The following is a 22,900-nucleotide window of genomic DNA, read 5'->3' on the forward strand; positions in this document are numbered from 1 at the left end:
GAGAAAGCAGCGCTCTTAATGTAGGGTGCTGCTTTTCTTATTTTAATTGGGTAACCTGTAAATAAAGACATTGTTCTGCTATGCTGAAATTAAAGTCTAAGAAGTGAGGCGATCAATATGACCGTAAAAAAAGCAATTATTCCTGCAGCTGGATTAGGTACTCGTTTTCTCCCGGCTACAAAAGCTATGCCTAAAGAAATGCTCCCTATTGTGGACAAGCCTACGATTCAATACATAGTAGAGGAAGCGATTGCTTCTGGTATTGAGGACATTATTATTGTAACAGGCAAAGGGAAGCGAGCGATTGAGGATCATTTTGATCATTCCTTTGAACTGGAAGACAATCTTTATAAGAAAGAGAAGTTTGAGCTGTTAGAGAAAGTGAAACAGCCGGGGTCAGTTGATATTCATTACATTCGACAAAAAGAACCTAAGGGGTTAGGGCACGCTATTTGGTGCGCGCGTAAATTTATTGGAGAGGAACCGTTTGCCGTCCTTCTGGGCGATGATATTGTAGAGTCAGATACACCATGTCTTAAACAGCTTATTCAACAGTATGAAGCAACCCATGCCTCAGTCATTGGTGTAAAACAAGTGCCTGAAAATGAAACCTCGCGCTACGGGATTATTTCTCCTATTGAACAAACAGGCAGACGGTATCAAGTTGATCATTTCGTAGAGAAGCCGAAACAGGGAGAAGCACCTTCCAATCTGGCGATTATGGGGAGGTATATATTAACTCCTGAAATCATGGAGTTGTTAACTAATCAATCCGAGGGCGCCGGAGGGGAAATCCAGCTTACCGATGCCATTGAACGGCTTAATCAATCACAAACAGTATATGGATACGAGTTTGAAGGTGAACGGTACGATGTAGGAGATCAGCTGGGTTTTATCGAGACTACGATTTCTATGGCTTTAAAAAGAGAGGATGTGCGGGAAGATGTTTTACGGCTTATTCGTTCTATTGTTAAGGAAGAAACTACGAAGAAGAATGAGTAGTTCTTTAGCATGTTAATGCGTTATCTGAGTTGCGTTTACACGTTCGCTGCTCAGTGTTATACTCCTATCGGTAGTTACCGATTCGGGAGGAATTCAGCTTATGATGATGGCAAAAAAATATAGAAGAGAACCTATGCCCCCATTAGTAAAACATGTGATTGAATATAGTCTCGTGGTACTGGGGTCTTTTTTTGTAGCTTTAGCATTTAATATCTTTTTACTTCCTAACAATATTGCTTCTGGCGGAGTTGCTGGCATTAGTACCATTACAAAAGGAGTTTTTGGCTGGGAACCGGGAATTGTTCAAGCTGTACTTAATGTTCCCTTATTTATTACAGGGATCGTCCTGTTAGGTAAAAACTTCGGGATAAAGTCTTTTGTAGGTACTATGGTTCTTCCTCTTTTTGTACTGCTGACCAATAATTTAGAGCCGGCTACACCGAATCCGCTGCTTGGAGCAATTTTTGGCGGCATGGGCGTTGGACTTGGGCTTGGGATTGTTTTCCGGGGACGAGCTTCAACTGGCGGTATTGATCTGGCTGCCCAGGTTCTTCATAAATTCACACACCTCCCGCTTGGAATAAGTGTGGCTTTGCTTGATGGAATGATCGTCTTAACTTCAGCTTTTGTATTTTCCGTAGAAGAAGGCCTGTATGCGTTAATCGGGCTGTTTGCAACAAGCCGAACGATTGACTTTGTCCAAGTAGGGCTGAATACTTCTAAAAATGTCATGATTATCACAGAACATGTGGAAGAAGTACGAGCTGCTATTTTAAATGAGATTGATCGGGGAGTTACGGTTCTGCAAGGATCTGGAGGCTACACAGAGCGGGAACGACAGGTCATCATGTGCGTGGTTCAGCAGAACGAATTCATCAAATTGACACAAACAGTTAAAACAATTGACCCGGGGGCGTTTGTGGTAGCTATGAACGCTACAGAGGTCTTAGGCGAGGGTTTTAAAACAACGTAGCTGGGTTATACTATTTTATATCATTTACTATAAAATTGAAATTGGGGGATCGGTATGAAAAAATTTTTATGGGCCATGCTGATAAGCTTCTTGTTTATCTTAGGCGCCTGCGGTGGCGGTGGAGATGAAGAAGGCGGGAACGGCGGAGATACAGAGGAATCTTCAGAAGAGCAGACAGATGGTGACGTGGATGTAGAAGCGGCCGAACAAGTTTACGAACAAAGCTGTGCAAGCTGCCATGGTGGGGACATGGAAGGAAATGTAGGACCTGCTTTAAATGAAATCGGATCAAAATATTCCTCAGAAGAGATTCAGGAAATCATCCATAATGGAAAAGGATCCATGCAAGCACAGAATGTAGAAGACCAGGACGCTGAACTCGTAGCAAACTGGCTTGCATCAATGGAATAAAAGTAAATAAACATATGGAAACCTGACAATGACTGTCAGGTTTTTTTGTTGGGGTAATTTAGGAAGGGGAGGTTAATTGAAGTAATTAGGTTGAGATCTCCTTCAAAATTAATTAAAAGTTATAAGCCTTTTTATCTATTTTTTTGAAAGGTATTTTAATAAAATGTTGTTTTTTTATAGTATTTCTTATACTAAAACGCACGTAATTAAATTTTAAAATAGAATAATCAACAGTTGATGCTATCATGTTTATTAACTTTTAGAACCCTTACATATCAAGCAGGATAAATGAATTTTTTGTCGAATATTATCTATAAGTCGAAAAGTTTGAAACAAAAATGTAATAATTTTTTGTCTTAAAAACTCGAATCTAAATGTTATAATGTACGAGGACTTGAGACGAAAGATTAATAGAATGCTTATTTATAGCAACATAGAACAACGACAACAAAGGAGTTAAGGTGATCACTTTATGATAGAAATGAAGGGTGTCTATAAGACTTACCCGAACGGTGTAACTGCGTTAAATGGAATTGATGTACATATTGATCAAGGCGAATTTGTGTATGTAGTAGGTCCAAGTGGCGCAGGTAAATCAACGTTCACAAGACTTATGTTCAGGGAAGAGAAAGCAACTAAAGGCTCAGTTAGTGTAAACGATTTTAATTTGACGACTATTAAAGAACGGCAGGTGCCTTATCTGCGTCGTAATGTCGGTGTCGTTTATCAGGATTTTCGTTTACTTCCAAGACTGACCGTTTATGAAAATGTAGCGTTTGCTTTAGAGGTTATTGAGGAGGCTCCTAACCAAATACGGCGGCGTGTAATGGATGTTCTCGATCAGGTGCGTTTAAAGAATAAAGCCCGGTTTATACCTGATGAACTTTCCGGTGGGGAGCAGCAAAGAGTTTCAATTGCCCGTGCAATTGTTAACCACCCGCAGTTGTTAATCGCAGATGAACCTACAGGAAACCTCGATCCGGATACCTCGTGGGAAATTATGCACATTCTTGAAGAGATTAATGAAAAAGGTACTACAGTATTAATGGCTACCCACAGTCAGGAGATTGTAAACACGATTCGTAAACGAGTGATTGCAATTGAGGATGGCCAAATTGTACGTGATGAAGCTCGGGGGGAATATGGTTATGAAATTTAGGACCCTTGGGCGGCATACGCGTGAAGGTGGAAAAAGCGTTTGGCGTAACGGCTGGATGACTGTTTCAGCTGTAGGAGCAGTAACTACAACATTATTACTTGTAGGTGTTTTCCTCGCTCTTATGCTGAATTTAAACGAAATTGCCGGAAATATTGAAGACGATGTTGAAGTGAAGGTTTTAGTCGAATTAACAGCCAGTGAAGAAGAAGTGTCAACTTTAGAAAATGAGCTGGAATCTATACCTGAAGTCGATGAAATTAACTATTCATCTAAGGAAGAAGAATTGGATGAACTGATTGACAGTTTAGGTGATCAAGGGAAAGCTTTTGAATTGTTTGAACAGAGCAACCCGCTAAATGATGCATTTGTTATTGAGCCGGATGATCCTGTAGAAGCTTTAGCGATTGCTGATCAGGCTGAATCTATGGATCAAGTGGAGGAAGTAGATTTTGGTGAGGAAATTGTTCAACGTTTGTTCCAATTTAACGAATATGCGAGGTATATAGGATTAGGGCTGATTGTCGGCTTAGTCTTTACGGCTATTTTCTTAATCTCCAACACTATAAAGATCACGATTATAGCACGTAAGAAAGAGATTGGGATTATGAAGCTGGTAGGTGCAACCAATTCCTTTATCCGCTGGCCGTTTTTTATTGAAGGACTGCTTCTTGGAGTGCTTGGGTCAATCATTCCAATCGCAGCTGTATTAAGCGGTTATTACTACTTGTACTATAACCTTCAGGACAGGATTCAATTTGATTTTATTCAATTGCTTCCATATAATCCGTTTGCCTTTCAGCTGGCTGGACTAATTTTAGCCATCGGGGCGTTCATCGGCGTTTGGGGAAGCGTGATGAGTGTACGCAAATTCTTAAAAGTATAACAGAATACAGGGGAGGATCTTTACCAGATGAGAAAGTTTTACACAGCAGCATTTACAACTCTACTCGTAGCTGGCACTCTGCTTTCGCCATTAAAAGCAGATGCCAATTCAGAATTAGACGAAGTACGTGAAGAACTCGATGAATTGCAGGAAGAACAAGGCAGTGTAGACGAAAAGAAAAATGAAGTTTCCGACGATAAAAGCAGTACAGAAAAAGAAATTGCTGAAAATGAGAAGGAACAAGATGAAACTGAACAGCAGATGGAAGAGATAGACAACCAGTTAAGTGAAACGCAGGAGAAGCTGCGTGTAAAAGAGGAAGAAATTGCTGAAACAGAAGATGAGATTGAACAGCTTAAAGCAGATATTGCTGATTTAAAGCAAAGAATTGAAGAACGTGAAGAGCTTTTGACTGAACGTCTCCGTGCCCTTCAAAAAAGTGGCGGAGATGTTCAATACTTAGAAGTACTAATGGGTTCACAAAGCTTTGGTGATTTCTTAGATCGAGCTTCTGCTGTTACGACCATCATGGATCAGGATAAAGACATTATGGATACCCACATGGAAGAGAAACAGCTTCTTGAGGAAAAACAAGTAGAAGTTGAGCAGAAGATGGAAGAATTAGAGAAGCAGAAAGCTGACTTAGAGGGAATTAAGGCAGACCTTGATCAGCAAATGGCGGAAAAAGAAGAACTAATGGAAGAATTAGAAACACACGAAGAAGAACTACATGATCATAAGATGGCGCTGGAAGAGGAAGAAGAACTTCTTCAGAGCCAGGAAGCATCGATTCAAGAAGCAATGAAAAATGCGGAAAATGAAGAAGCTAATATTCAAGCGGAAATTGAACGTCAAAAAGAATTAGAAAAGCAGCGTGAAGAAGAACTACAGAAACAAAAGGAAGAAGAAGCAAAACAGGAAGAACAGACTTCCGGCAGCAGTGCAAGTGCTTCTAGCAGCTCAGAAAGCGCGTCAACGAGCAGTTCTGCAGCTTCTGTTCCAAAACCGACATCAAGCGGTAAGTTCATGCGTCCTGCAAGTGGTCCGGTAACTTCAGAGATGGGAGCCCGCTGGGGAACTACTCATGCTGGAATTGACATTGGTGGTAATGGTACTCCGATTGTTGCTGCCGCTTCAGGAGAAGTGTTAAGATCCTATTATTCTAGTTCTTATGGTAATGTAGTATACATTACTCACTACATTGATGGACAAGTCTTTACTACCGTATACGCTCATATGCAGAACCGTGAAGTAAGTTCAGGAGATTCTGTGACCAAAGGACAGCAGCTGGGCCGTATGGGGAACACAGGCCAATCAACTGGTCCTCATCTTCACTTTGAGGTTCACGAAGGAGCCTGGAATGCGGATAAGAGTAATGCTGTTAATCCTAGAAACCATGTAAACTTTTAACCGAATAATTTAATAGTATGCCAGGCCGTCGAGAAAGTCTCGACGGCTTTATTTGTTTTCGACAAGGCCGGTGAGCCTCTAGTTATTATGGTGTATTTAAAACTCGTTGACTGGCTTTGTAGGCTGGGCGTTTAAAGTCAGCGTTTATATCTTCACTGAATTGTTCTTTTTCTTAGTAGCCACTTGCTTTTTTATTTGGTATAAATAAAGTAGATTCTTTACCCAAGAGAGACATTGGCACAGGGTTAAGTTCCCTATAACAGCGGGAGCTCATACTCATTTAGAAAGCTCCTCACCTGAAGCCGGGGACACCGTGACCGAGGAAAATCCTCAAATTACGTTGACTTGGTATGCTTTTATTGAATGGTTTACTTTCTTTGCTATAGGCTGTATTGTCCTGCTTTCATTTACAGGTATGTTTATGAGCTTTTCACTAACTGAAAGTGTGGTTTCATCGTGGACCTTACCGTATGGACAGGCTTTGTTAATCAAGTACCTGCTTTTTTTGATTCTGCTTGTTTTTGCTTTTATTAATGGATTTTTAATCAGACAAAAAGTAAAAAACAACCCTCACTTTTCTCCACGTCCCTGGTGGAAAGCTGAGAGTGCAATTGTCCTGGCAATCTTCAGTATAACTGGTTTTATGACTGAGCAGGAGCCTCCTCATAACTTGGAGCCGACATAAAATAGGGAGGGGGCTTCGGTCCTCTTCCGGACATTTAGTTCAGTTGGCGTTAATCAGGATTTGTTGTTACGTCCTAACCTGATTGGTTTGTTTTTTATTGGGTTATCCATGTTATTTTTACTTTTAACGCTTTTTCTATTTGTAAAGCAAGAAACCGTCGGGGGAGTCCTGTTCATGAGTGGAATCACTATTGTCAGTTTATATATGGGGCTTATGAACAGTTTGGAAAGTATGCAGGAGGCTGCAATAACACCAGCATTTCTCGTCTTCGGACATGCTATAATAAATTGTGGCATAAGTTTATAAAAAGAGTATCGCACATTTACGTGGCGGTGTTTTTTTTGCTAGTATAGAATCATCTAGTAGAAATTTTTTACACAGAAGGGTGAATGCGATGAATGTAAGGACACGTTTCGTCGCGATCATAGTGGTGCTTGCTGTTCTCATAGGGGCCGCCGGGTCGTATGTCGGAATGCAATACTTCGGGACGACATCAGATGATAATTCCGATCAAACTGCCAATGCTGATCAGGAAGCAGAGAATTTTGCAAGTTTATCCGAGGATGAGCAAAAAGAATTCATTGAAGGATTGTCGAATGGCGCAGACATAGAAAAAGTTGAACAGGCCTATAACGTTATTCAGGAAAACTCCTTAATCGAAGCTGATAAAAGTCAGTTGGTTGAAGGAGCTATTGAAGGTATGCTTGAAACTTTGGACGATCCTTATAGTACTTATATGGATAAAGAAACAATGGAAGAGTTTGATCAGTCGATAGAATCGTCCTTTCAAGGAATTGGTGCCGAGGTCAGCATGGTCAATGAGAAAGTTACTGTAGTCGCACCTATTAAAGGCTCTCCTGCCGAAGAAGCTGGATTAAAGCCGAATGATCAAATTCTGGAAGTAGATGGAGAAAGTGTAGAAGGTTTAGACTTATATGATGCGGTATCGAAAATCCGCGGGGAAAAAGGAACTGAGGTTACATTAACTGTAGAACGTCCAGGTTCCAGCGAACCATTAACAGTTGATTTAGTAAGAGATGACATACCTCTTGAAACAGTATATACCGATACAAAAACGATAGATGGGAATAAAGCTGGCGTGATTGAAATTACTTCATTCTCAAAAGAAACGTCTAAGGAGTTTGAGGAGGCGTTAACTGAGCTTGAAGGTGAAGATATTGATGGACTCGTAATTGACGTGCGTGGAAACCCTGGAGGGCTTTTTACTGACGTTCAAGACATTCTTGAAGAGTTTATTACAGATGACCAGCCATATGTCCAAATTGAAGATAGTGAAGGGGAAGTTACGGAATATGCTTCTGAGTTAAAAGAAAAGAAGGATTACCCAATAACTATTCTGCAGGATGAAGGAAGTGCTTCTGCTTCTGAGATTTTATCAGCAGCGATGAATGAGGCAGGGGGATATGATATAGTTGGTACGAAAAGCTTTGGAAAAGGTACCGTTCAACAGACGATTCCAATGGGAGATGGCAGTACGATTAAGCTCACTCTTTATAAATGGTTAACACCTGAAGGGAACTGGATACACGAGGAAGGTATTGAACCTACTGTTGAAGTAGAGCAGCCGGAATACTTTTATACCAACCCTGTTGAGATCGAAGAAACATTATCTTATGATGAAAATAATGAGCAGATTGAAAACGTACAGATTATGCTTAAAGGATTAGGATACGATCCAGGTCGAACTGATGGTTATTTCAGTAAAGAAACACAAAACGCTGTTTCTGAGTTTCAAGCTTCTGAAGGAATGAAGGAGACAGGAGAAGTAAATGAAGAAACAGGTGGAAAAATTCAAGAGTTAATTGTTGAAGAAGTTCGCAGCGAAGAAAATGACCGTCAGATGGAGAAAGCATTCGAGGTCTTGTTCAATTAAGCAGGAATTGATGGTTTTATCTCGAATATAATCCGTAGTCGAAGGACTGCGGATTTTTTCGAGAGAATGGAGAAGGGGAGATCGCTTGTGGAAATTTGGCTGGAAGAAATAAGCCGGGGACTGTTAAGGCTGGGAATGCAGCCGCTGATTTACTGGTCCGTTTTGTTATTGTTTATCATTTCAGTTCGCAGGATGAAAGAAGAAAGAAGATGTTTTGGCACACGAGTGTACGATGTATTCACAGAAGGGCGGAGCACATGGAAGATTGCTTTACTTTCAGGAGTAGGATTGTCTATATTTGCCGTCGGAGCGGGAGTCGTATTGACTTATGAATTTCTTTTGCTGCTGGCAGCAGTAACGATACTTTTTAGTCTGCCGCTTAAGTTAAAGCTGCTCTCCCCTGTGTTTACTGTTGGTCTGACTGTTATACTGCTTTACTTTCTCCCTTTATATCCTATGGGGAACATATCTGATGACCTCGTTCAACCGTTATCTTCAGTTTCACTACCTGCAGTAGTTGTATTGCTGAGTTTGCTTCTAATGGTGGAAGGCCTTTTCCTGACGAAAACTTCTTCCCGGAGGACGTTCCCTGAACGAATAACAAGCCCTCGAGGTAAAAAGATTGGGCAGCACCGTGTGAAAAAACTGGCTGTCATCCCGATGGCTTCCCTATTCCCTGCAGGCCTGATTGAACCCCTGGCTCCTTGGTGGCCGCTGTTCGACATTGGTGAGCATACATATGGTGTAGTCGTCTTTCCGATTTTACTTGGATATGAATGGATTGCGCGTGCACAGTCTCCGAAACTAGCCTCAATTAATTTAGGCAGACAGACTATAGGATTGTCTGTACTGGTCTTTTTTACAGCTGTCGGAAGTATATTTGTGCCTTTACTCGCCCTTGCCGCGGTAGTTATAGCGCTTTTAGGCAGGATTCTTATTTATTCCTTTCATAACAGCAGAGAAAAGAATAAACCGTATTTTACGGAGGATCACCATGGCGTAAGGATACTTGGCACGATCCCTGGGAGTCCTGCTGATCAAATGGACCTGCTTCCGGGTGAGTTGATCATTAAGGTGAATGGTATTCCTGTGAAATCTGTACATGAATTCTATGAAGCGTTACAGTCGAATCGGGCTCTTACAAAAATAGAAATAAGAGATTTCAGAGGAGAAAATAGATTTGAACAAAGAGCACTGTACGAAGGAGACCATCATCAACTGGGGCTTTTATTTGTACAGGAAAATTCCTATGAATCTATGGCACAATAAGGGAGGGCGGCCCGTGGGCTGTCTCTTATTTTTTGAAAATTTAATGAAATGTCAGTAATTTTAATGAAAATGATTCTCAAATTCATTGACATTAAGCAATTTAGATTCTAAACTAAAGAGAGTTGAAACACACATTCTTGCACATAATTTTTTCGAATATACATGGAATTGTACTTACACCATAAGGCAAACTGGGCATTTGTAAAGGAGAGAGAGCAGATGGAGTCACTTTTGGCAAACAATCTGACGTTAGGTTACGGAGACCAGGTAATTATTGATTCATTAGATATTAAAATTCCTAAAGGGAAAGTGACCGTATTAATCGGAGGTAATGGATGCGGAAAGTCTACACTGCTTCGATCACTGGCACGCTTACTGAAGCCGAAATCAGGCGAAGTTATTCTGGACAGTTCAGACATCTCAAAAATGAGAACTAAAGATGTAGCTAAGAAAATGGCGATTCTCCCTCAAAGTCCGACTACACCAGAAGGGCTTACAGTATATCAGCTTGTTAAACAAGGACGTTACCCTTACCAGAGCTGGGCGAAACGTTGGTCTTCCGAGGATGAAGAAGCTGTTACAAAAGCCTTAGATGATACGAACTTAACAGAATTAAAAGACCGCTCAGTTGATTCCTTATCAGGCGGTCAGCGCCAGAGGGCCTGGATTGCAATGACACTTGCACAGAACACGGACCTGCTGCTACTAGATGAACCAACGACCTACTTAGATATGACTCATCAAATTGATATACTAGACTTGCTGTTTGATTTAAATCAGGACAATGGACGTACAGTTGTAATGGTGCTTCATGACATTAATCTTGCCTGTCGTTATGCTGACCACATTGTTGCTGTGAAAGATAAAGAAGTGTATGCGCAAGGTAAGCCGGAAGATGTAATAACTTGTGAGCTTATGCAGCATGTGTTTGAAATGAATTGTGACGTTCGTCAGGATCCTTTGTTTGGAACACCGATGTGTATTCCACATGGGAAAGGTCGGTGCCTCATTAAACAAGCACAAGCGGAAGCTCAAGCCCAAGCCCAACAACAAGAGAAAACAGTCATTTAACTATTAAAGCCCCTCACGGACTTAACCGTGAAGGGCTTTTTTTAATGCTGTCCAGGAATTTCTTTTAAATTTTGCAGGATATAATCCGGTTCCAGTCCTATACTGGGCCAGGCTTGTTTTTCCCTGTTTACCCAGGCCGTGTGAAACCCATACTGGCCTGCGCCTGCAATATCCCAGGGATTACTCGAGAAGAACAGGACTTCATCTTTATTTACGTTGAGCTGGCTGGCAGCATATTCATAAGCAGCAGGTTGAGGTTTGTAAACCCGTACGTCATCAGCACTAAGCAAGGTGAAAGAACGGCTGAGATTATTATTGATAAGCAAAGGCTTCAGCATAGAACGAGTCCCGTTTGAAAAAATAGTTAATTCAAGATGAGGATAGTTCTCCTTTAAAGAGTGGACCTCTTCATATGGTGATAATTTTTCATATTCTTCCATTAACGAAGCAATTGTACCTTGGTCTGGACTAATGCCATTTTTTATTAATGCATCATGTAGGGCCCAGCTTGTCACTTTATTAAACGGGACATAGCCTCCTATTAATTGACGCACCATAAAGTAGTGGACTTGATTGCTTCTCCACGCCTGGCTGATATGATCACCTTTCTCCGGAAACTGGTTATGAAGGCCTTCAGCAACGGAGTGTACATCAAATAATGTGCCGTAAGCATCAAATACGAACGCTTTATAACTCATTGTGACCTCCTCCTTCTATGAATTCTTTTCCTCTGAAATCACTTCAATAAACTGTTTATAAATGACAAAGAATCGAAAGAAGAGTAAACTAGAATGTGATTTCAATCCATTTATGTGGAGATGTTCACAAAAATTTCAGAGGGTAAAGCCTTATGACTCGGCTATTTCATGATATGATTTGTTAGTAAGATTTTTAATACATGACTTCAGATATAGGAAGGGTAAGACGATGAAGAAATTTTCAATCCTGACAACGGTCGTCACGTTTGTTGCTCTTATCCTTGGAAACCTTGTAGTGGCTACAGATTCCGGGGATGCATGTGGTACGACTTGGCCCGTTTGTAACGGCCGGATCATTCCGGACCTGACAAATTATCATATCCTCATTGAATATTCACACCGCTTAATGGTTCCATTACTAGCACTGTTAACCTTTATTAATGCAATGGGGGCCATTAAAAAGCATAGAAAGCGTAAATCCGTATTAGTTCTTGCTCTTTTAAGTTTAGGAATGCTTGTCTTTCAATCGGCTGTCGGCGGACTTAACGTGTTATTGGGCACACCGCCTGGATTTACCACACTGGACGTTACCTTCAGTCAAGTCCTGCTGTTAGTACTTGTGCTTCTCAGCTACAGTCTGCATGAGAAAAAGATGGAACTCAATCAAGTAAGCTGGTCAACCGTCAGTATGAGCTACCGGGCATTCGTGCTAGGTTTTGTTGTGTATGTAGCACAAGTTATTCTAGGGGCTTTCTTTAAACACAGCAGAGCAAGTAATGTGCTGCTAGATATACCTGCTGCAGAGTATTTGATTGAAAGTGAGTCCATCGCAAATATGGTCTATTCCCTCCATTGGGTAGCTACGGTTGTCATCTTTGTTGCTGCATTGTGGTATGTCATCTATGCGACACGATTTAAGTATCATAAATTTTTAGCGTGGGCGTACTTCGTTACAATCCTATTAAATGCTGTAGTTGGGTTTGTTATTGTGATTACGGGGAATGTAGTACTTGCTTCTTCTATACACATGATTATCTCCACCTTAACGATGGTGATTGGCGGAATGATCTTAGGAGGGTATTGGTTTAAGCTTCAGAAGAAATCGATCATAACTTCTTAATAGTATAAGGTGTTCATCAACAACCATTAATAGACAAATAAAAAGGCTGCTCCCAGGACATTACCTTACCTGGAGGCAGCCTTTCCTTATTATTGAAACAATTCACGGATTTCTTCTTCGCTTAACGAGGTGAGCATGGATTCTCCGGGTTGAATAATTTGATCAACGAGGTCACGTTTTTTCTGCTGTAATTGAAATATCCGTTCTTCAATGGTTCCTTCAGAAATCATGCGAATCACCTGGACTGCTTTCTCCTGTCCGATTCGATGGGCGCGCCCAGCGGCTTGTTCTTCAATAGCAGGGTTCCACCATAAGTCGTAAAGAATTACCGTATCGGCACCAGTCAAGTTCAGTCCGGTTCCTCCGGCCTTAAGAGATATAAAGAAGGCATCTTTCTCGCCGCTGTTAAAGCGTTCAACCATCTCGACCCTTTCTTCGCTTTTTGTACCTCCATCTAAATAAAACGAGCTTACACCTTCTGTGGAAATTTCTTCATGAAGAATTTTCAGCATACTTGCAAACTGGGAAAAAATTAAAACACGGTGTCCACCGGCTTTTAATTCATTCATGAGCTCCTTGAGCTGCTCAAGTTTCCCGGACTCCCCTTCATAGTTTTCTAAGAAAAGTTTTGGATGACAGCAAATTTGCCGGAGTCGCGTCAAGCCAGCTAAAATCTCCAGTTTCCCACGCTGTATACCTTTGGTTGCAATTGTTTCATTCACTTCGGATTGAATTTTTTCCAAATAACCAAGGTAGACTTCTTTTTGGTCACGGGTAAGTTCAGAATATTGGACAGTTTCGATTTTGTCGGGAAGCTCTTCTAGAACTTCTGTCTTCATTCGTCTTAAAATAAACGGCCTTGTCATACGGGCGATTTTCTCAGGTTTCATCTGCAGAAATTTCTTTTTGCTCGTATAAAAGCCGGGCATAATCGTACGAAACAGAGACCATAGCTCATTCAGAGAATTCTCAATAGGCGTCCCGCTTAAAGCAAATCGGTGGGTCGCTTTTAAGGCCCGTACCGCTTGAGATGTTTTAGTGGATTCATTTTTGATAGCTTGTGCTTCGTCTAAGAACATAGCATGAAACGTCTTGCCTTCATATAATTGGATATCCTGCCGCAGTAAAGGGTACGAGGTAATAAATACATCGACATTCTCCTGTAGCTTTTCCTGCCGCCCTGCTGGATCCCCGGAAATAACCTGAATGGATAGCGATGGCGCAAACTTTTCTAATTCCTTTTTCCAGTTATAGACCAATGAAGCTGGAGTTACTATTATCGTCGGTGCAGTTAGTTCTTCATATTCTTTTTCGAATAAAAGGAAGGCAATGCTTTGAATCGTTTTACCTAGACCCATATCATCTGCTAATACTCCTCCGAGCCCGTAAGTAGACAATGTCTTCAACCACCTGAATCCAGTAAGCTGATAGTCTCGTAAATCAGCATCTAAAGCAGCGGGCGGCTCGATATTAAAAGACTGGGGAGACTTTAACCGTTGCACTAGTTTCGTAAAGCGCTCATTTTTTTCCTGCTCTTGTAATGAAAGAGCATCGTTTACTTGCAGACTGCGGGCTTTCGAAACTTGAAGGCTCGAGTGATTTACATCTGAAGAGCTTAAATCGAGCTCTTCAGCAAACGATTGGAACCGTTCAAAAGACTCTGTCGTCAAGGAAAGAAGGGCTCCATCTGAAAGCCGGTAGTACCGTTTCCGTTCAATCGCAGCGCGCAAAGCGTTTGTCACATCTTCCTCTGAAATCCCATCAATGCCAAAGCGGATATCAAGCCAGCTTCCCTCACTGGTAATATCAACAGAAGGAACAAGCTCACGATCCTGATCCATAATCAAGGACTTCACAGAATTTGAGGTGTATACTTCTGCTAACTGATTGAGCTCGGGTAAAAATTCCGTTAAAAAGACATGTAAGGCCTCATCATCTTCGAGATAAACCGTTTCTCCGTCAAATTTAAACTCTGCCTGTTCAATCACGTGGATAATCGCCTGCTCTGTTTTTCGGTCACGTTTTATAATATATTGGGAATTGTCATGAGTTTTGAATGGGTGTACCTCATGACCGCCGTACACAAATTTCACATCCATCGTTAATGCCCATTTTTCAAAATCAAGATAGACCTCGGCCTTTAAGTCCTCCTGAATAATTTTGGACTTCGCTTTTGAATCTAAATTAATCTGTGCAATGGTTTCCAGCTCTGGCAGAACGTAAGATACAATGCCTTCCATATCGGCCTGGCCTACTGTATGATTCCCATTTGAATTATAAGGCAATAGTGAATGAAGCGTCTGGAGAACTTCTTCTTTATCTGGATCCACTGGGAAAAAGGTTCCATTATCATGGAGTAGGTGATAATCCTTCAAGTATTCATACTGCTTTAAGTGATTCATATGAAGGTGGTACCGGCCGCGTTCCTCGGCAACGTAGAATGTAAGTTCAGGAAAATCTTCTTTCACCGTTAACTGCCCTTTAGACTGTCCTCGCTCCACCACTTCACAATACTGCAATTGCAAGTCCTTTAAAAGGTTGGAAGCTATAGAGGGAGGAATAGTTAACATCCGCTGCTCCCCTGCACCCCAGTGCCGGTCGTAAAATAATTCCTGTTCGTAGCTGTGGTAAAGCTGTTCGATAATTTGGCGGTCCTTTTCGTCAAATCTGTGTTCAGCAGGGTCGTATGTGAATTTCTTTGAGATATTATAAGGTTTTTCTTGTTGAATATGCTGGAGAAGAGCTCTTATGTCCTTGATTACATAGGCGTAACTTTCTCCGAGCTTAACTTCTATGCCTAGACTTTTACTTCCAAGCCAAGTCTGAACATGAAGGTAATATTGAACATTCAGTTTTGATTTGTGAGCATCATGATAGCGGTTTTCCTGTCGATCCCGGAATGTCTCAAACAATCTCGCAGCAAATACACGATCAATTTGAGGGTCAGGACTGTCAGTTTGCTCTGCTGTTACTCTTTCTGCTAGATTAAGAGAGCTTTCACTGATCGCCCTTTCCCTGATGGCACAAAGGACAGCTGCAATATGCTTGCAGCTATAGTAGGTTTCATAGGCGGGACATTCGCAACGGGCTTCTAGGTCTTCATCTTCAAAAAAGAAAACGCGTACTTCATAATCATGAGTACCCGTCACGACAGCGCGCCAGGAGCGAATAGCGCTATTATGGGTGAGTCCGTACACTTTCCCTTGTTTGTAATACTGTTCTCCTCTGGAATAAAAGGTAGAACCGGTTATTTTTTTTATATCACTTGGTTGTAAGAGGTATGACTGCATAGCTTGCATCCTAACTAATCTTTTTTTTCATTATAACAGGTGAAGGGGGAAGATATCTGCCTTAACCTCTTGTATTTTTCCCTGAAAGGTTTTAAAGCATACGCTTTAGCCTGGGTGGAGACTTTCCATGATTGATTTTACTGCCGTCTTATGCTAACTTTCAAGTTAGAGAGTTTTTTAATTCGACCAGCCGCTCATTTTGAGGGAGCGGCTTTTGTTATGGAGTGAACATGCCGATGTAAAACGTATATCCTGCCCACTATTCAAATCAACTTAATTAATCAAATGGAGGATATGACGATGACGATACAAGAAGAAATGAAAAAGCGACGAACGTTTGCCATTATTTCCCACCCTGATGCGGGAAAAACGACGATGACGGAGAAAATGCTTCTGTTTGGGAATCTAATTCGGTCCGCAGGGACGGTTAAAGGTAAAAAGTCGGGAAAATTCGCTACCTCGGACTGGATGGAAATTGAAAAGCAGCGAGGAATTTCGGTTACATCCAGTGTCATGAATTTCCCTTATCAAGGCTACCAGGTGAATATTTTAGATACTCCAGGGCACGAAGATTTCAGTGAAGATACGTATAGAACATTAACCGCAGTGGACAGTGTAGTAATGGTCATTGATGGAACCAAGGGGATCGAGGCTCAGACTTTGAAATTATTCAAAGTGTGTAAAATGCGCGGGATTCCTATTTTTACTTTTATCAATAAAATGGATCGTGAAGGTCGTGAACCTCTAGAGTTAATGGAAGAAATTGAATCTACCTTAAATATTGAAACATACCCAATGACATGGCCGGTAGGAATGGGTAAACGATTCATGGGCGTATTTGATCGGGAGAATGATCAGTTTGTCCGTTATACAGGAAATGAGGAAGAAGAGTATATTCCTTTCTCCCAGCTTGAGCAGCACCCTGAATTAACAGAAAATCCGACTTATAAGGAAGCAGAAGATGAGCTGATGCTTGTTGATGAAGCAGGCGATGGATTTGATCTTGAAAAAGTAATGAAAGGCGATCAAACGCCCGTCTTCTTCGGCAGTGCCCTTGCGCCTTTTGGAGTGGAGACATTTTTCAATACGTTTATCCGTTATGCACCCGAGCCTGCTCCCCGCCGCTCGACTGAAGGTGTTGTGTCTCCAGATCATGAGGAGTTTTCCGGGTTTATTTTCAAAATTCAGGCGAACATGAATCCGCAGCACAGAGATCGAATTGCTTTTGTGCGGATTTGTTCAGGAAAGTTTGAACGGGGCATGAATGTCAGCTTATCAAGAACCGGGAAAACATTTAAACTTGCCCAATCTCAACAGTTTGTTGCTTCTTCTCGTGGCACTGTGGAGGAAGGATATGCAGGAGATATCATCGGGATTTACGATCCGAATGTATATCGAATTGGGGATACGATCGTAACAGGAAAGCAGAAGTTTGAGTATGATGAACTGCCGCAGTTCCCGCCGGAGCTTTTCAAAAAAGTAACAGCGAAAAACGTCATGAAGTCCAAACAGTTTAAAAAAGGACTGGAACAGCTCGTGCAGGAAGGTGCTATTCAACTGTTTAAGCATTACCCCTTTGAAGACTATATCATTGGTGCTGTTGGAGAACTTCAATATGAAGTGTTCGAATACCGTATGAAAAATGAGTACAATGTTGAGATCGAGCTGACATCAATAGGTGAACGTATTCCCCGCTGGCTGCGTGAAGACCAGGTGGATGAGTCGATGTTTGACGAACGTAATATGCTCGTACTGGATCGTGAACAAAAGCCGCTGGTTTTGTTTAAGAATGATTTTTCACTTCGCTGGTTCCAGGATAAGCACGAAGATGTTGAATTAATTGATTTGTTTGAAGTAAACAAGTATGATCAATCGTATGACTAATAAGATGAAAGCCTAAGGATGACCTCATCCTTAGGCTTTTTCGTATGTAATTCCTTCTCACCCAGGGACCCATTCAAATTCGCCAGAGACTGATTTATCACATAATAGCCAGGTGAAAAAAGTGATCAAGAAAAACTTACCACAGAAATACGGATGCGAATGTTTGTTCGTTTTATGTTAGAATGGTAAAATATTGTGGTAAACTATTGAAGAACTAATGTAGATCGGAGGATTGTGAAAATGAACAATCAATTTGAATTAGTTTCTGAATACGAACCTCAAGGTGATCAGCCTCAAGCGATAGAAGAACTCGTAAAAGGTATTCAAAACGGCCAGAAGCATCAGACCCTTTTAGGTGCAACAGGTACGGGGAAAACTTTTACGATGTCGAATGTGATTGAACGTGTTAACAAGCCGACGTTAATTATCGCTCATAATAAAACGCTGGCCGGCCAGTTGTATAGTGAGTTTAAAGAATTCTTTCCAAATAATGCAGTTGAGTACTTTGTGAGTTTCTATGATTATTATCAGCCGGAAGCATATGTACCCCAAACCGATACGTTTATCGAAAAGGATTCAAATATAAATGATGAAATTGATAAACTGCGTCACTCTGCCACGACGTCTCTTTTTGAGAGAAACGATGTCATTATTGTTGCCAGTGTCTCCTGCATTTATGGCTTAGGTTCACCGGAAGAGTACAGCAGCCAGGTGTTATCATTGAGACCGGGAATGGAAAAGGATCGCGACGAATTGCTGCGGAGCTTGGTTGATATTCAATATGCCCGGAATGACATTGATTTTCAACGTGGAACCTTTCGTGTACGTGGAGACTCTGTAGAAATTATTACGGCGTCACGAGAAGAGCATGCGATCCGTGTAGAATTGTTCGGAGATGAGATCGACCGGATTCGCGAGATTGACGTATTGACCGGAGAAATTATCGGCGATCGTGATCATGTTGCTATTTTCCCTGCATCTCACTTCGTTACCAGGGAAGAAAAGCTGAAAAGAGCCATTGAGAACATTGAGAAAGAAATGCATGAACGGGTCAAAGAGTTAAAAGATCAGAACAAGCTTCTCGAGGCTCAAAGGCTGGAACAGCGCACAAATTATGATTTAGAAATGATGAACGAAATGGGATTTTGTTCAGGAATTGAAAACTATTCCCGGCATTTAACCTTTCGGGAAAAAGGGGCCACTCCCTATACATTGATGGACTATTTTCCGGAAGACTCTCTCATCATGATCGATGAGTCTCACGTCACCTTACCGCAGATACGTGGTATGTATAACGGAGACCAGGCGAGAAAACAGGTCCTTGTGGATCACGGGTTCAGGCTGCCTTCTGCACTGGACAACCGCCCGTTACGATTTGAAGAGTTCGAAAAACATATCGATTTTATTACGTATGTATCGGCAACACCTGGGCCTTATGAGCTTGAACATACGCCACAAATGACAGAACAAATTATACGTCCGACAGGTCTGCTTGACCCTGAAATTGAAATTCGTCCGATTCACGGACAGATTGATGATTTAATTGGTGAAATTAACAAGCGACAGAAGCGCAATGAGCGTGTCCTGGTGACCACATTGACGAAGAAAATGTCAGAGGACCTTACGGATTATTTAAAAGAGATTGGCATTAAGGTCGCTTATCTTCATTCCGAAATCAATACGATGGAACGAATAGAAATTATTCGGGATCTACGTTTAGGTAGGTACGATGTTCTGGTCGGTATAAACCTGCTGAGGGAAGGTCTCGATATACCTGAAGTTTCTTTAGTAACTATATTAGATGCAGATAAAGAAGGATTTCTGCGTTCGGACCGGTCGCTTATACAGACAATCGGAAGGGCGGCCCGTAATGAGAACGGACGTGTCATTATGTATGCCGACAAAACGACAGCTTCTATGCAGTATGCAATTGATGAAACTTACCGACGTCGTGAAAAACAAATAGCCTATAACGAAGAGCATGGCATTACGCCAAAAACGATTAAAAAAGAAGTTCGCGACTTAATTCAGGCAACAACCGCCGCAGAGGAAACAGAAAGTTATGGAACAGAGAAGAAGCCGTCTGAAATGACGAAAAAAGAACGTCTTGAACTTGTGGATAATCTGGAGACAGAGATGAAGCAGGCAGCGAAGGATCTGGACTTTGAACGAGCAGCAGAACTGCGCGATGTGATCCTTGAATTAAAAGCGGAAGGGTGAGGACCTTTATGGCCAGTAAGAACATTAGCATTAAAGGCGCCAGAGCGCATAATTTGAAAAATATAGATATTGATATCCCCAAGAATAAATTAGTAGTGATGACAGGCCTGTCCGGTTCAGGTAAATCATCTTTAGCCTTCGACACAATTTATGCTGAAGGGCAGCGCCGTTACGTCGAATCATTAAGTGCATACGCCCGGCAGTTCCTTGGGCAGATGGATAAACCGGATGTGGATTCCATAGAGGGACTTTCGCCTGCTATTTCAATTGACCAGAAGACCACAAGTAAAAACCCGCGTTCAACAGTTGGAACAGTGACTGAAATCTTTGATTACCTCCGTCTTCTTTACGCCAGAGTAGGTCGCCCGACATGTCCAAATCACGGAATAGAAATCAGCTCGCAGACTGTCCAGCAAATGGTTGACCAAATTATGGATCACCCTGAACGTACAAAAATGCAAATTCTTGCTCCGGTTGTTTCCGGCAGGAAAGGGGAGCATGTCAAGGTCTTTGAGGATCTGCAGAAAGAAGGGTACATCCGTCTAAGAGTAGATGGAGAAATGCGTGAGATTTCCGAGGAAATAAAGCTGGAGAAAAATAAAAAGCACTCTATAGAAGTGGTCGTCGACCGTATTGTAATAAAAGAGGGCGTCCAGGGACGTCTGTCTGACTCACTTGAAACAGCTTTGAAACTTGGAGGAGGGCATGTGCTCGTTGATATCATTGATGGCGAAGAGTTAATGTTCAGTGAACATCACGCCTGTCCAATTTGTGGGTTTTCTATTGGAGAACTCGAGCCGCGCATGTTTTCATTTAACAGTCCATTTGGGGCATGTAATCGATGTGATGGACTTGGCACTCAGTTGGAAGTTGATTTAGATCTCGTCATTCCTGATTGGAGTAAATCGCTTAAGGAGCATGCTATAGCGGCATGGGAGCCTACAAGCTCTCAGTACTATCCTCAGCTTCTCCAGAGCGTAGCAAACCATTACAATATTGATATGAACAAGCCGGTCAAAGACCTGTCCAAAGATCAATTGGATCGAATTCTATATGGAAGCGGAGATGAGAAAGTTCAATTCCGCTACGAGAATGATTTTGGAAAAGTACGGGAAAATGAAATCTTTTTTGAAGGCGTTATCCCTAATATATCAAGGCGGTACCGAGAGACAGGATCAGATTATATTCGGGAGCAAATGGAAAAGTATATGGCTCAAAAACCATGCCCTAAATGTAATGGAAACAGGCTGAATGAAGAAGCATTAGCTGTTTTGGTCGGTGGTAAACACATCGGTCAAGCAACCGAGGCGTCTGTAACAGAAGCGAAAGAATTTTTTGAGTCTCTTGATTTAACAGAAAAAGAGAAAACGATTGCTAAAATGATTTTAAAAGAAATATGTGAACGTTTGAGCTTCTTAGCAAATGTCGGTCTTGATTACTTGACCCTGTCACGCTCTGCCGGAACTTTATCCGGAGGAGAAGCCCAGCGTATTCGTTTAGCTACCCAAATTGGCTCTGCGCTGACGGGTGTTCTTTATGTTCTTGATGAACCTTCTATTGGACTTCATCAACGAGATAATGATCGTCTGATTAACACACTGAAAAGAATGCGGGATTTAGACAATACATTGATCGTAGTGGAACATGATGAGGATACGATGCTTGCCGCCGATTATCTTATCGATATCGGACCCGGGGCCGGGGCTCATGGTGGTCAGATAGTAACCCAGGGGACACCTAAGCAAGTCATGAAAAGTGCAAAGTCGTTAACCGGGCAATATTTGTCCGGAAAAAAATTCATACCGCTTCCTGCAGAGCGTCGTAAGCCCGACGGACGCTGCCTTAAAATTAAACAAGCCGAAGAAAATAATCTAAAGAAAGTGGATGCTGAAATTCCGCTGGGACTGCTGACGGCCGTTACAGGAGTATCGGGTTCAGGAAAAAGTACGCTGATAAATGATATTTTATACAAAACCCTTTCTATGAAGCTGCATAACGGCAAGCAGAAGCCCGGAAAGCACAAAGAAATTCATGGCATTCATCAGCTTGAAAAAGTAATTGATATCGACCAGTCTCCTATCGGCCGAACACCAAGATCGAATCCGGCCACATATACCGGAGTGTTTGATGACATCCGCGAAGTATTTGCTCAAACAAACGAAGCTAAGATTAGAGGCTATAAAAAAGGCAGATTCAGTTTTAACGTTAAAGGCGGCCGCTGTGAAGCCTGTCGCGGAGACGGTATAATAAAGATTGAAATGCATTTCCTTCCGGATGTTTATGTTCCTTGCGAAGTATGTGACGGAAAGCGATATAACAGGGAAACACTGGAAGTGAAATATAAGGGAAAAAGTATTTCCGATGTGTTGGGAATGACCATAGAAGAAGCCCTGGACTTTTTTGCTAACATTCCTAAAATAAAGCGGAAAATGCAGACAGTGGCTGATGTAGGACTTGAATACATTAAGCTGGGTCAGCCGGCCACGACTTTATCAGGCGGGGAAGCCCAAAGGGTGAAACTGGCAAGTGAACTCCATCGCCGCTCGAATGGAAAATCGTTTTATATTTTAGACGAACCGACAACCGGCTTGCATGTAGACGATATTTCCAGATTGCTTCAGGTTCTTCAGCGTCTTGTAGACAACGGTGATTCTGTTCTTATTATTGAGCACAGTCTTGACGTAATTAAAGAAGCCGATCACATAATTGATTTAGGGCCCGAAGGTGGAGAAAAAGGCGGCCAGATCATTGCAACCGGTACACCAGAACAGGTAGCTGAAGAAAGAGAATCTTATACAGGTAAATATTTAAAACCTGTTCTTGAGCGGGATCGCGAGCGTATGAACGCCAGAGTTAAGTCAAAAGAAAAAGTCTCCAGCAAGTAGATGCTTTGACGGCAGATAGTGAATTAAGTATCGTTAAACAAGAGAC

Annotated in this window: 16 protein-coding genes; 14 read left to right on the forward strand and 2 right to left on the reverse strand. The window is 41.8% G+C overall.

What is annotated here, in order from left to right; all coding sequences use genetic code 11:
- Positions 1-117 precede the first annotated feature (117 nt).
- The 10 genes from galU to C1A12_RS06730 all read left to right on the forward strand — a co-directional run bounded on the left by galU (position 118) and on the right by C1A12_RS06730 (position 10,757).
- The gene (galU, locus tag C1A12_RS06685) at positions 118-1,002 is read left to right on the forward strand and encodes a UTP--glucose-1-phosphate uridylyltransferase GalU (RefSeq protein ID WP_101843048.1); all 885 of its coding nucleotides are present in this window, start codon (positions 118-120) and stop codon (positions 1,000-1,002) included.
- A gap of 106 nt (positions 1,003-1,108) precedes the next feature.
- Positions 1,109-1,975 carry a YitT family protein gene (locus C1A12_RS06690; protein WP_101843308.1) on the forward strand — a complete coding sequence of 289 codons (867 nt, stop codon included), beginning with the start codon at positions 1,109-1,111 and terminating at the stop codon, positions 1,973-1,975.
- Between the two features lie 54 nt (positions 1,976-2,029).
- Complete coding sequence (gene cccB, locus C1A12_RS06695; RefSeq protein ID WP_101843049.1) at positions 2,030-2,386, forward strand: cytochrome c551; 357 nt, start codon at positions 2,030-2,032, stop codon at positions 2,384-2,386.
- Positions 2,387-2,858: 472 nt separating this feature from the next.
- Positions 2,859-3,545 carry a cell division ATP-binding protein FtsE gene (gene ftsE / locus C1A12_RS06700; protein ID WP_101843050.1) on the forward strand — a complete coding sequence of 229 codons (687 nt, stop codon included), beginning with the start codon at positions 2,859-2,861 and terminating at the stop codon, positions 3,543-3,545.
- Positions 3,535-4,428: a permease-like cell division protein FtsX gene (ftsX, locus tag C1A12_RS06705; RefSeq protein WP_101843051.1), complete on the forward strand. Its 894-nt coding sequence runs from the start codon at positions 3,535-3,537 to the stop codon at positions 4,426-4,428. Before ftsE ends, ftsX begins: the two co-directional genes overlap by 11 nt.
- A gap of 27 nt (positions 4,429-4,455) precedes the next feature.
- Complete coding sequence (locus C1A12_RS06710; RefSeq protein ID WP_101843052.1) at positions 4,456-5,838, forward strand: murein hydrolase activator EnvC; 1,383 nt, start codon at positions 4,456-4,458, stop codon at positions 5,836-5,838.
- Positions 5,839-6,151: 313 nt separating this feature from the next.
- Entirely contained in the window at positions 6,152-6,523 is a 372-nt protein-coding gene (locus C1A12_RS06715) for a copper resistance D family protein (protein WP_159462156.1), read from the forward strand.
- 394 nt (positions 6,524-6,917) lie between these two features.
- Complete coding sequence (locus tag C1A12_RS06720) at positions 6,918-8,417, forward strand: S41 family peptidase (protein ID WP_101843054.1); 1,500 nt, start codon at positions 6,918-6,920, stop codon at positions 8,415-8,417.
- A gap of 87 nt (positions 8,418-8,504) precedes the next feature.
- Positions 8,505-9,686 (forward strand): PDZ domain-containing protein, encoded by a 1,182-nt coding sequence (locus C1A12_RS06725; RefSeq protein WP_101843055.1) that lies wholly within the window; start codon positions 8,505-8,507, stop codon positions 9,684-9,686.
- 219 nt (positions 9,687-9,905) lie between these two features.
- A complete protein-coding gene (locus tag C1A12_RS06730) occupies positions 9,906-10,757 on the forward strand; it encodes an ABC transporter ATP-binding protein (protein WP_101843056.1) in 852 nt (283 codons plus the stop codon).
- 41 nt (positions 10,758-10,798) lie between these two features.
- Here the strand turns inward: C1A12_RS06730 and C1A12_RS06735 are convergent, their stop codons facing one another.
- Positions 10,799-11,455: a haloacid dehalogenase type II gene (locus C1A12_RS06735; RefSeq protein WP_101843057.1), complete on the reverse strand. Its 657-nt coding sequence runs from the start codon at positions 11,453-11,455 to the stop codon at positions 10,799-10,801.
- 229 nt (positions 11,456-11,684) lie between these two features.
- On the opposite strand from C1A12_RS06735, the gene C1A12_RS06740 reads away from it, so the two are divergent.
- Positions 11,685-12,575, forward strand: a complete 891-nt coding sequence (locus C1A12_RS06740) for a heme A synthase (RefSeq protein ID WP_101843058.1) — start codon at positions 11,685-11,687, stop codon at positions 12,573-12,575.
- An 89-nt stretch (positions 12,576-12,664) separates the two neighbouring features.
- Here the strand turns inward: C1A12_RS06740 and C1A12_RS06745 are convergent, their stop codons facing one another.
- On the reverse strand, positions 12,665-15,865 hold the full coding sequence (locus C1A12_RS06745; RefSeq protein WP_101843059.1) for a DEAD/DEAH box helicase: 3,201 nt from the start codon (positions 15,863-15,865) through the stop codon (positions 12,665-12,667).
- Positions 15,866-16,165: 300 nt separating this feature from the next.
- Between C1A12_RS06745 and C1A12_RS06750 the strand changes: the two genes are divergently transcribed.
- The 3 genes from C1A12_RS06750 to uvrA all read left to right on the forward strand — a co-directional run bounded on the left by C1A12_RS06750 (position 16,166) and on the right by uvrA (position 22,854).
- Complete coding sequence (locus C1A12_RS06750) at positions 16,166-17,749, forward strand: peptide chain release factor 3 (RefSeq protein ID WP_101843060.1); 1,584 nt, start codon at positions 16,166-16,168, stop codon at positions 17,747-17,749.
- 240 nt (positions 17,750-17,989) lie between these two features.
- On the forward strand, positions 17,990-19,969 hold the full coding sequence (uvrB, locus tag C1A12_RS06755) for an excinuclease ABC subunit UvrB (protein ID WP_101843061.1): 1,980 nt from the start codon (positions 17,990-17,992) through the stop codon (positions 19,967-19,969).
- Between the two features lie 8 nt (positions 19,970-19,977).
- The gene (gene uvrA / locus C1A12_RS06760) at positions 19,978-22,854 is read left to right on the forward strand and encodes an excinuclease ABC subunit UvrA (protein ID WP_101843062.1); all 2,877 of its coding nucleotides are present in this window, start codon (positions 19,978-19,980) and stop codon (positions 22,852-22,854) included.
- The last annotated feature ends 46 nt before the right edge of the window (positions 22,855-22,900 follow it).

The organism is Halobacillus sp. Marseille-P3879 (assembly GCF_900240285.1).
In the GTDB taxonomy this organism is placed as follows: domain Bacteria; phylum Bacillota; class Bacilli; order Bacillales; family Halobacillaceae; genus Halobacillus_A.

Bases quoted from the DNA above. Each gene is read 5' to 3' on its own strand.
- C1A12_RS06750 (WP_101843060.1), top strand. From the start codon at position 16,166: ATGACGATACAAGAAGAAATGAAAAAGCGACGAACGTTTGCCATTATT.
- galU (WP_101843048.1), top strand. From the start codon at position 118: ATGACCGTAAAAAAAGCAATTATTCCTGCAGCTGGATTAGGTACTCGT.
- uvrA (WP_101843062.1), top strand. From the start codon at position 19,978: ATGGCCAGTAAGAACATTAGCATTAAAGGCGCCAGAGCGCATAATTTG.
- uvrB (WP_101843061.1), top strand. From the start codon at position 17,990: ATGAACAATCAATTTGAATTAGTTTCTGAATACGAACCTCAAGGTGAT.
- C1A12_RS06720 (WP_101843054.1), top strand. From the start codon at position 6,918: ATGAATGTAAGGACACGTTTCGTCGCGATCATAGTGGTGCTTGCTGTT.
- C1A12_RS06710 (WP_101843052.1), top strand. From the start codon at position 4,456: ATGAGAAAGTTTTACACAGCAGCATTTACAACTCTACTCGTAGCTGGC.
- C1A12_RS06745 (WP_101843059.1), bottom strand. From the start codon at position 15,865: ATGCAGTCATACCTCTTACAACCAAGTGATATAAAAAAAATAACCGGT.
- C1A12_RS06740 (WP_101843058.1), top strand. From the start codon at position 11,685: ATGAAGAAATTTTCAATCCTGACAACGGTCGTCACGTTTGTTGCTCTT.
- C1A12_RS06730 (WP_101843056.1), top strand. From the start codon at position 9,906: ATGGAGTCACTTTTGGCAAACAATCTGACGTTAGGTTACGGAGACCAG.
- cccB (WP_101843049.1), top strand. From the start codon at position 2,030: ATGAAAAAATTTTTATGGGCCATGCTGATAAGCTTCTTGTTTATCTTA.
- C1A12_RS06735 (WP_101843057.1), bottom strand. From the start codon at position 11,455: ATGAGTTATAAAGCGTTCGTATTTGATGCTTACGGCACATTATTTGAT.
- ftsE (WP_101843050.1), top strand. From the start codon at position 2,859: ATGATAGAAATGAAGGGTGTCTATAAGACTTACCCGAACGGTGTAACT.
- ftsX (WP_101843051.1), top strand. From the start codon at position 3,535: ATGAAATTTAGGACCCTTGGGCGGCATACGCGTGAAGGTGGAAAAAGC.
- C1A12_RS06690 (WP_101843308.1), top strand. From the start codon at position 1,109: ATGGCAAAAAAATATAGAAGAGAACCTATGCCCCCATTAGTAAAACAT.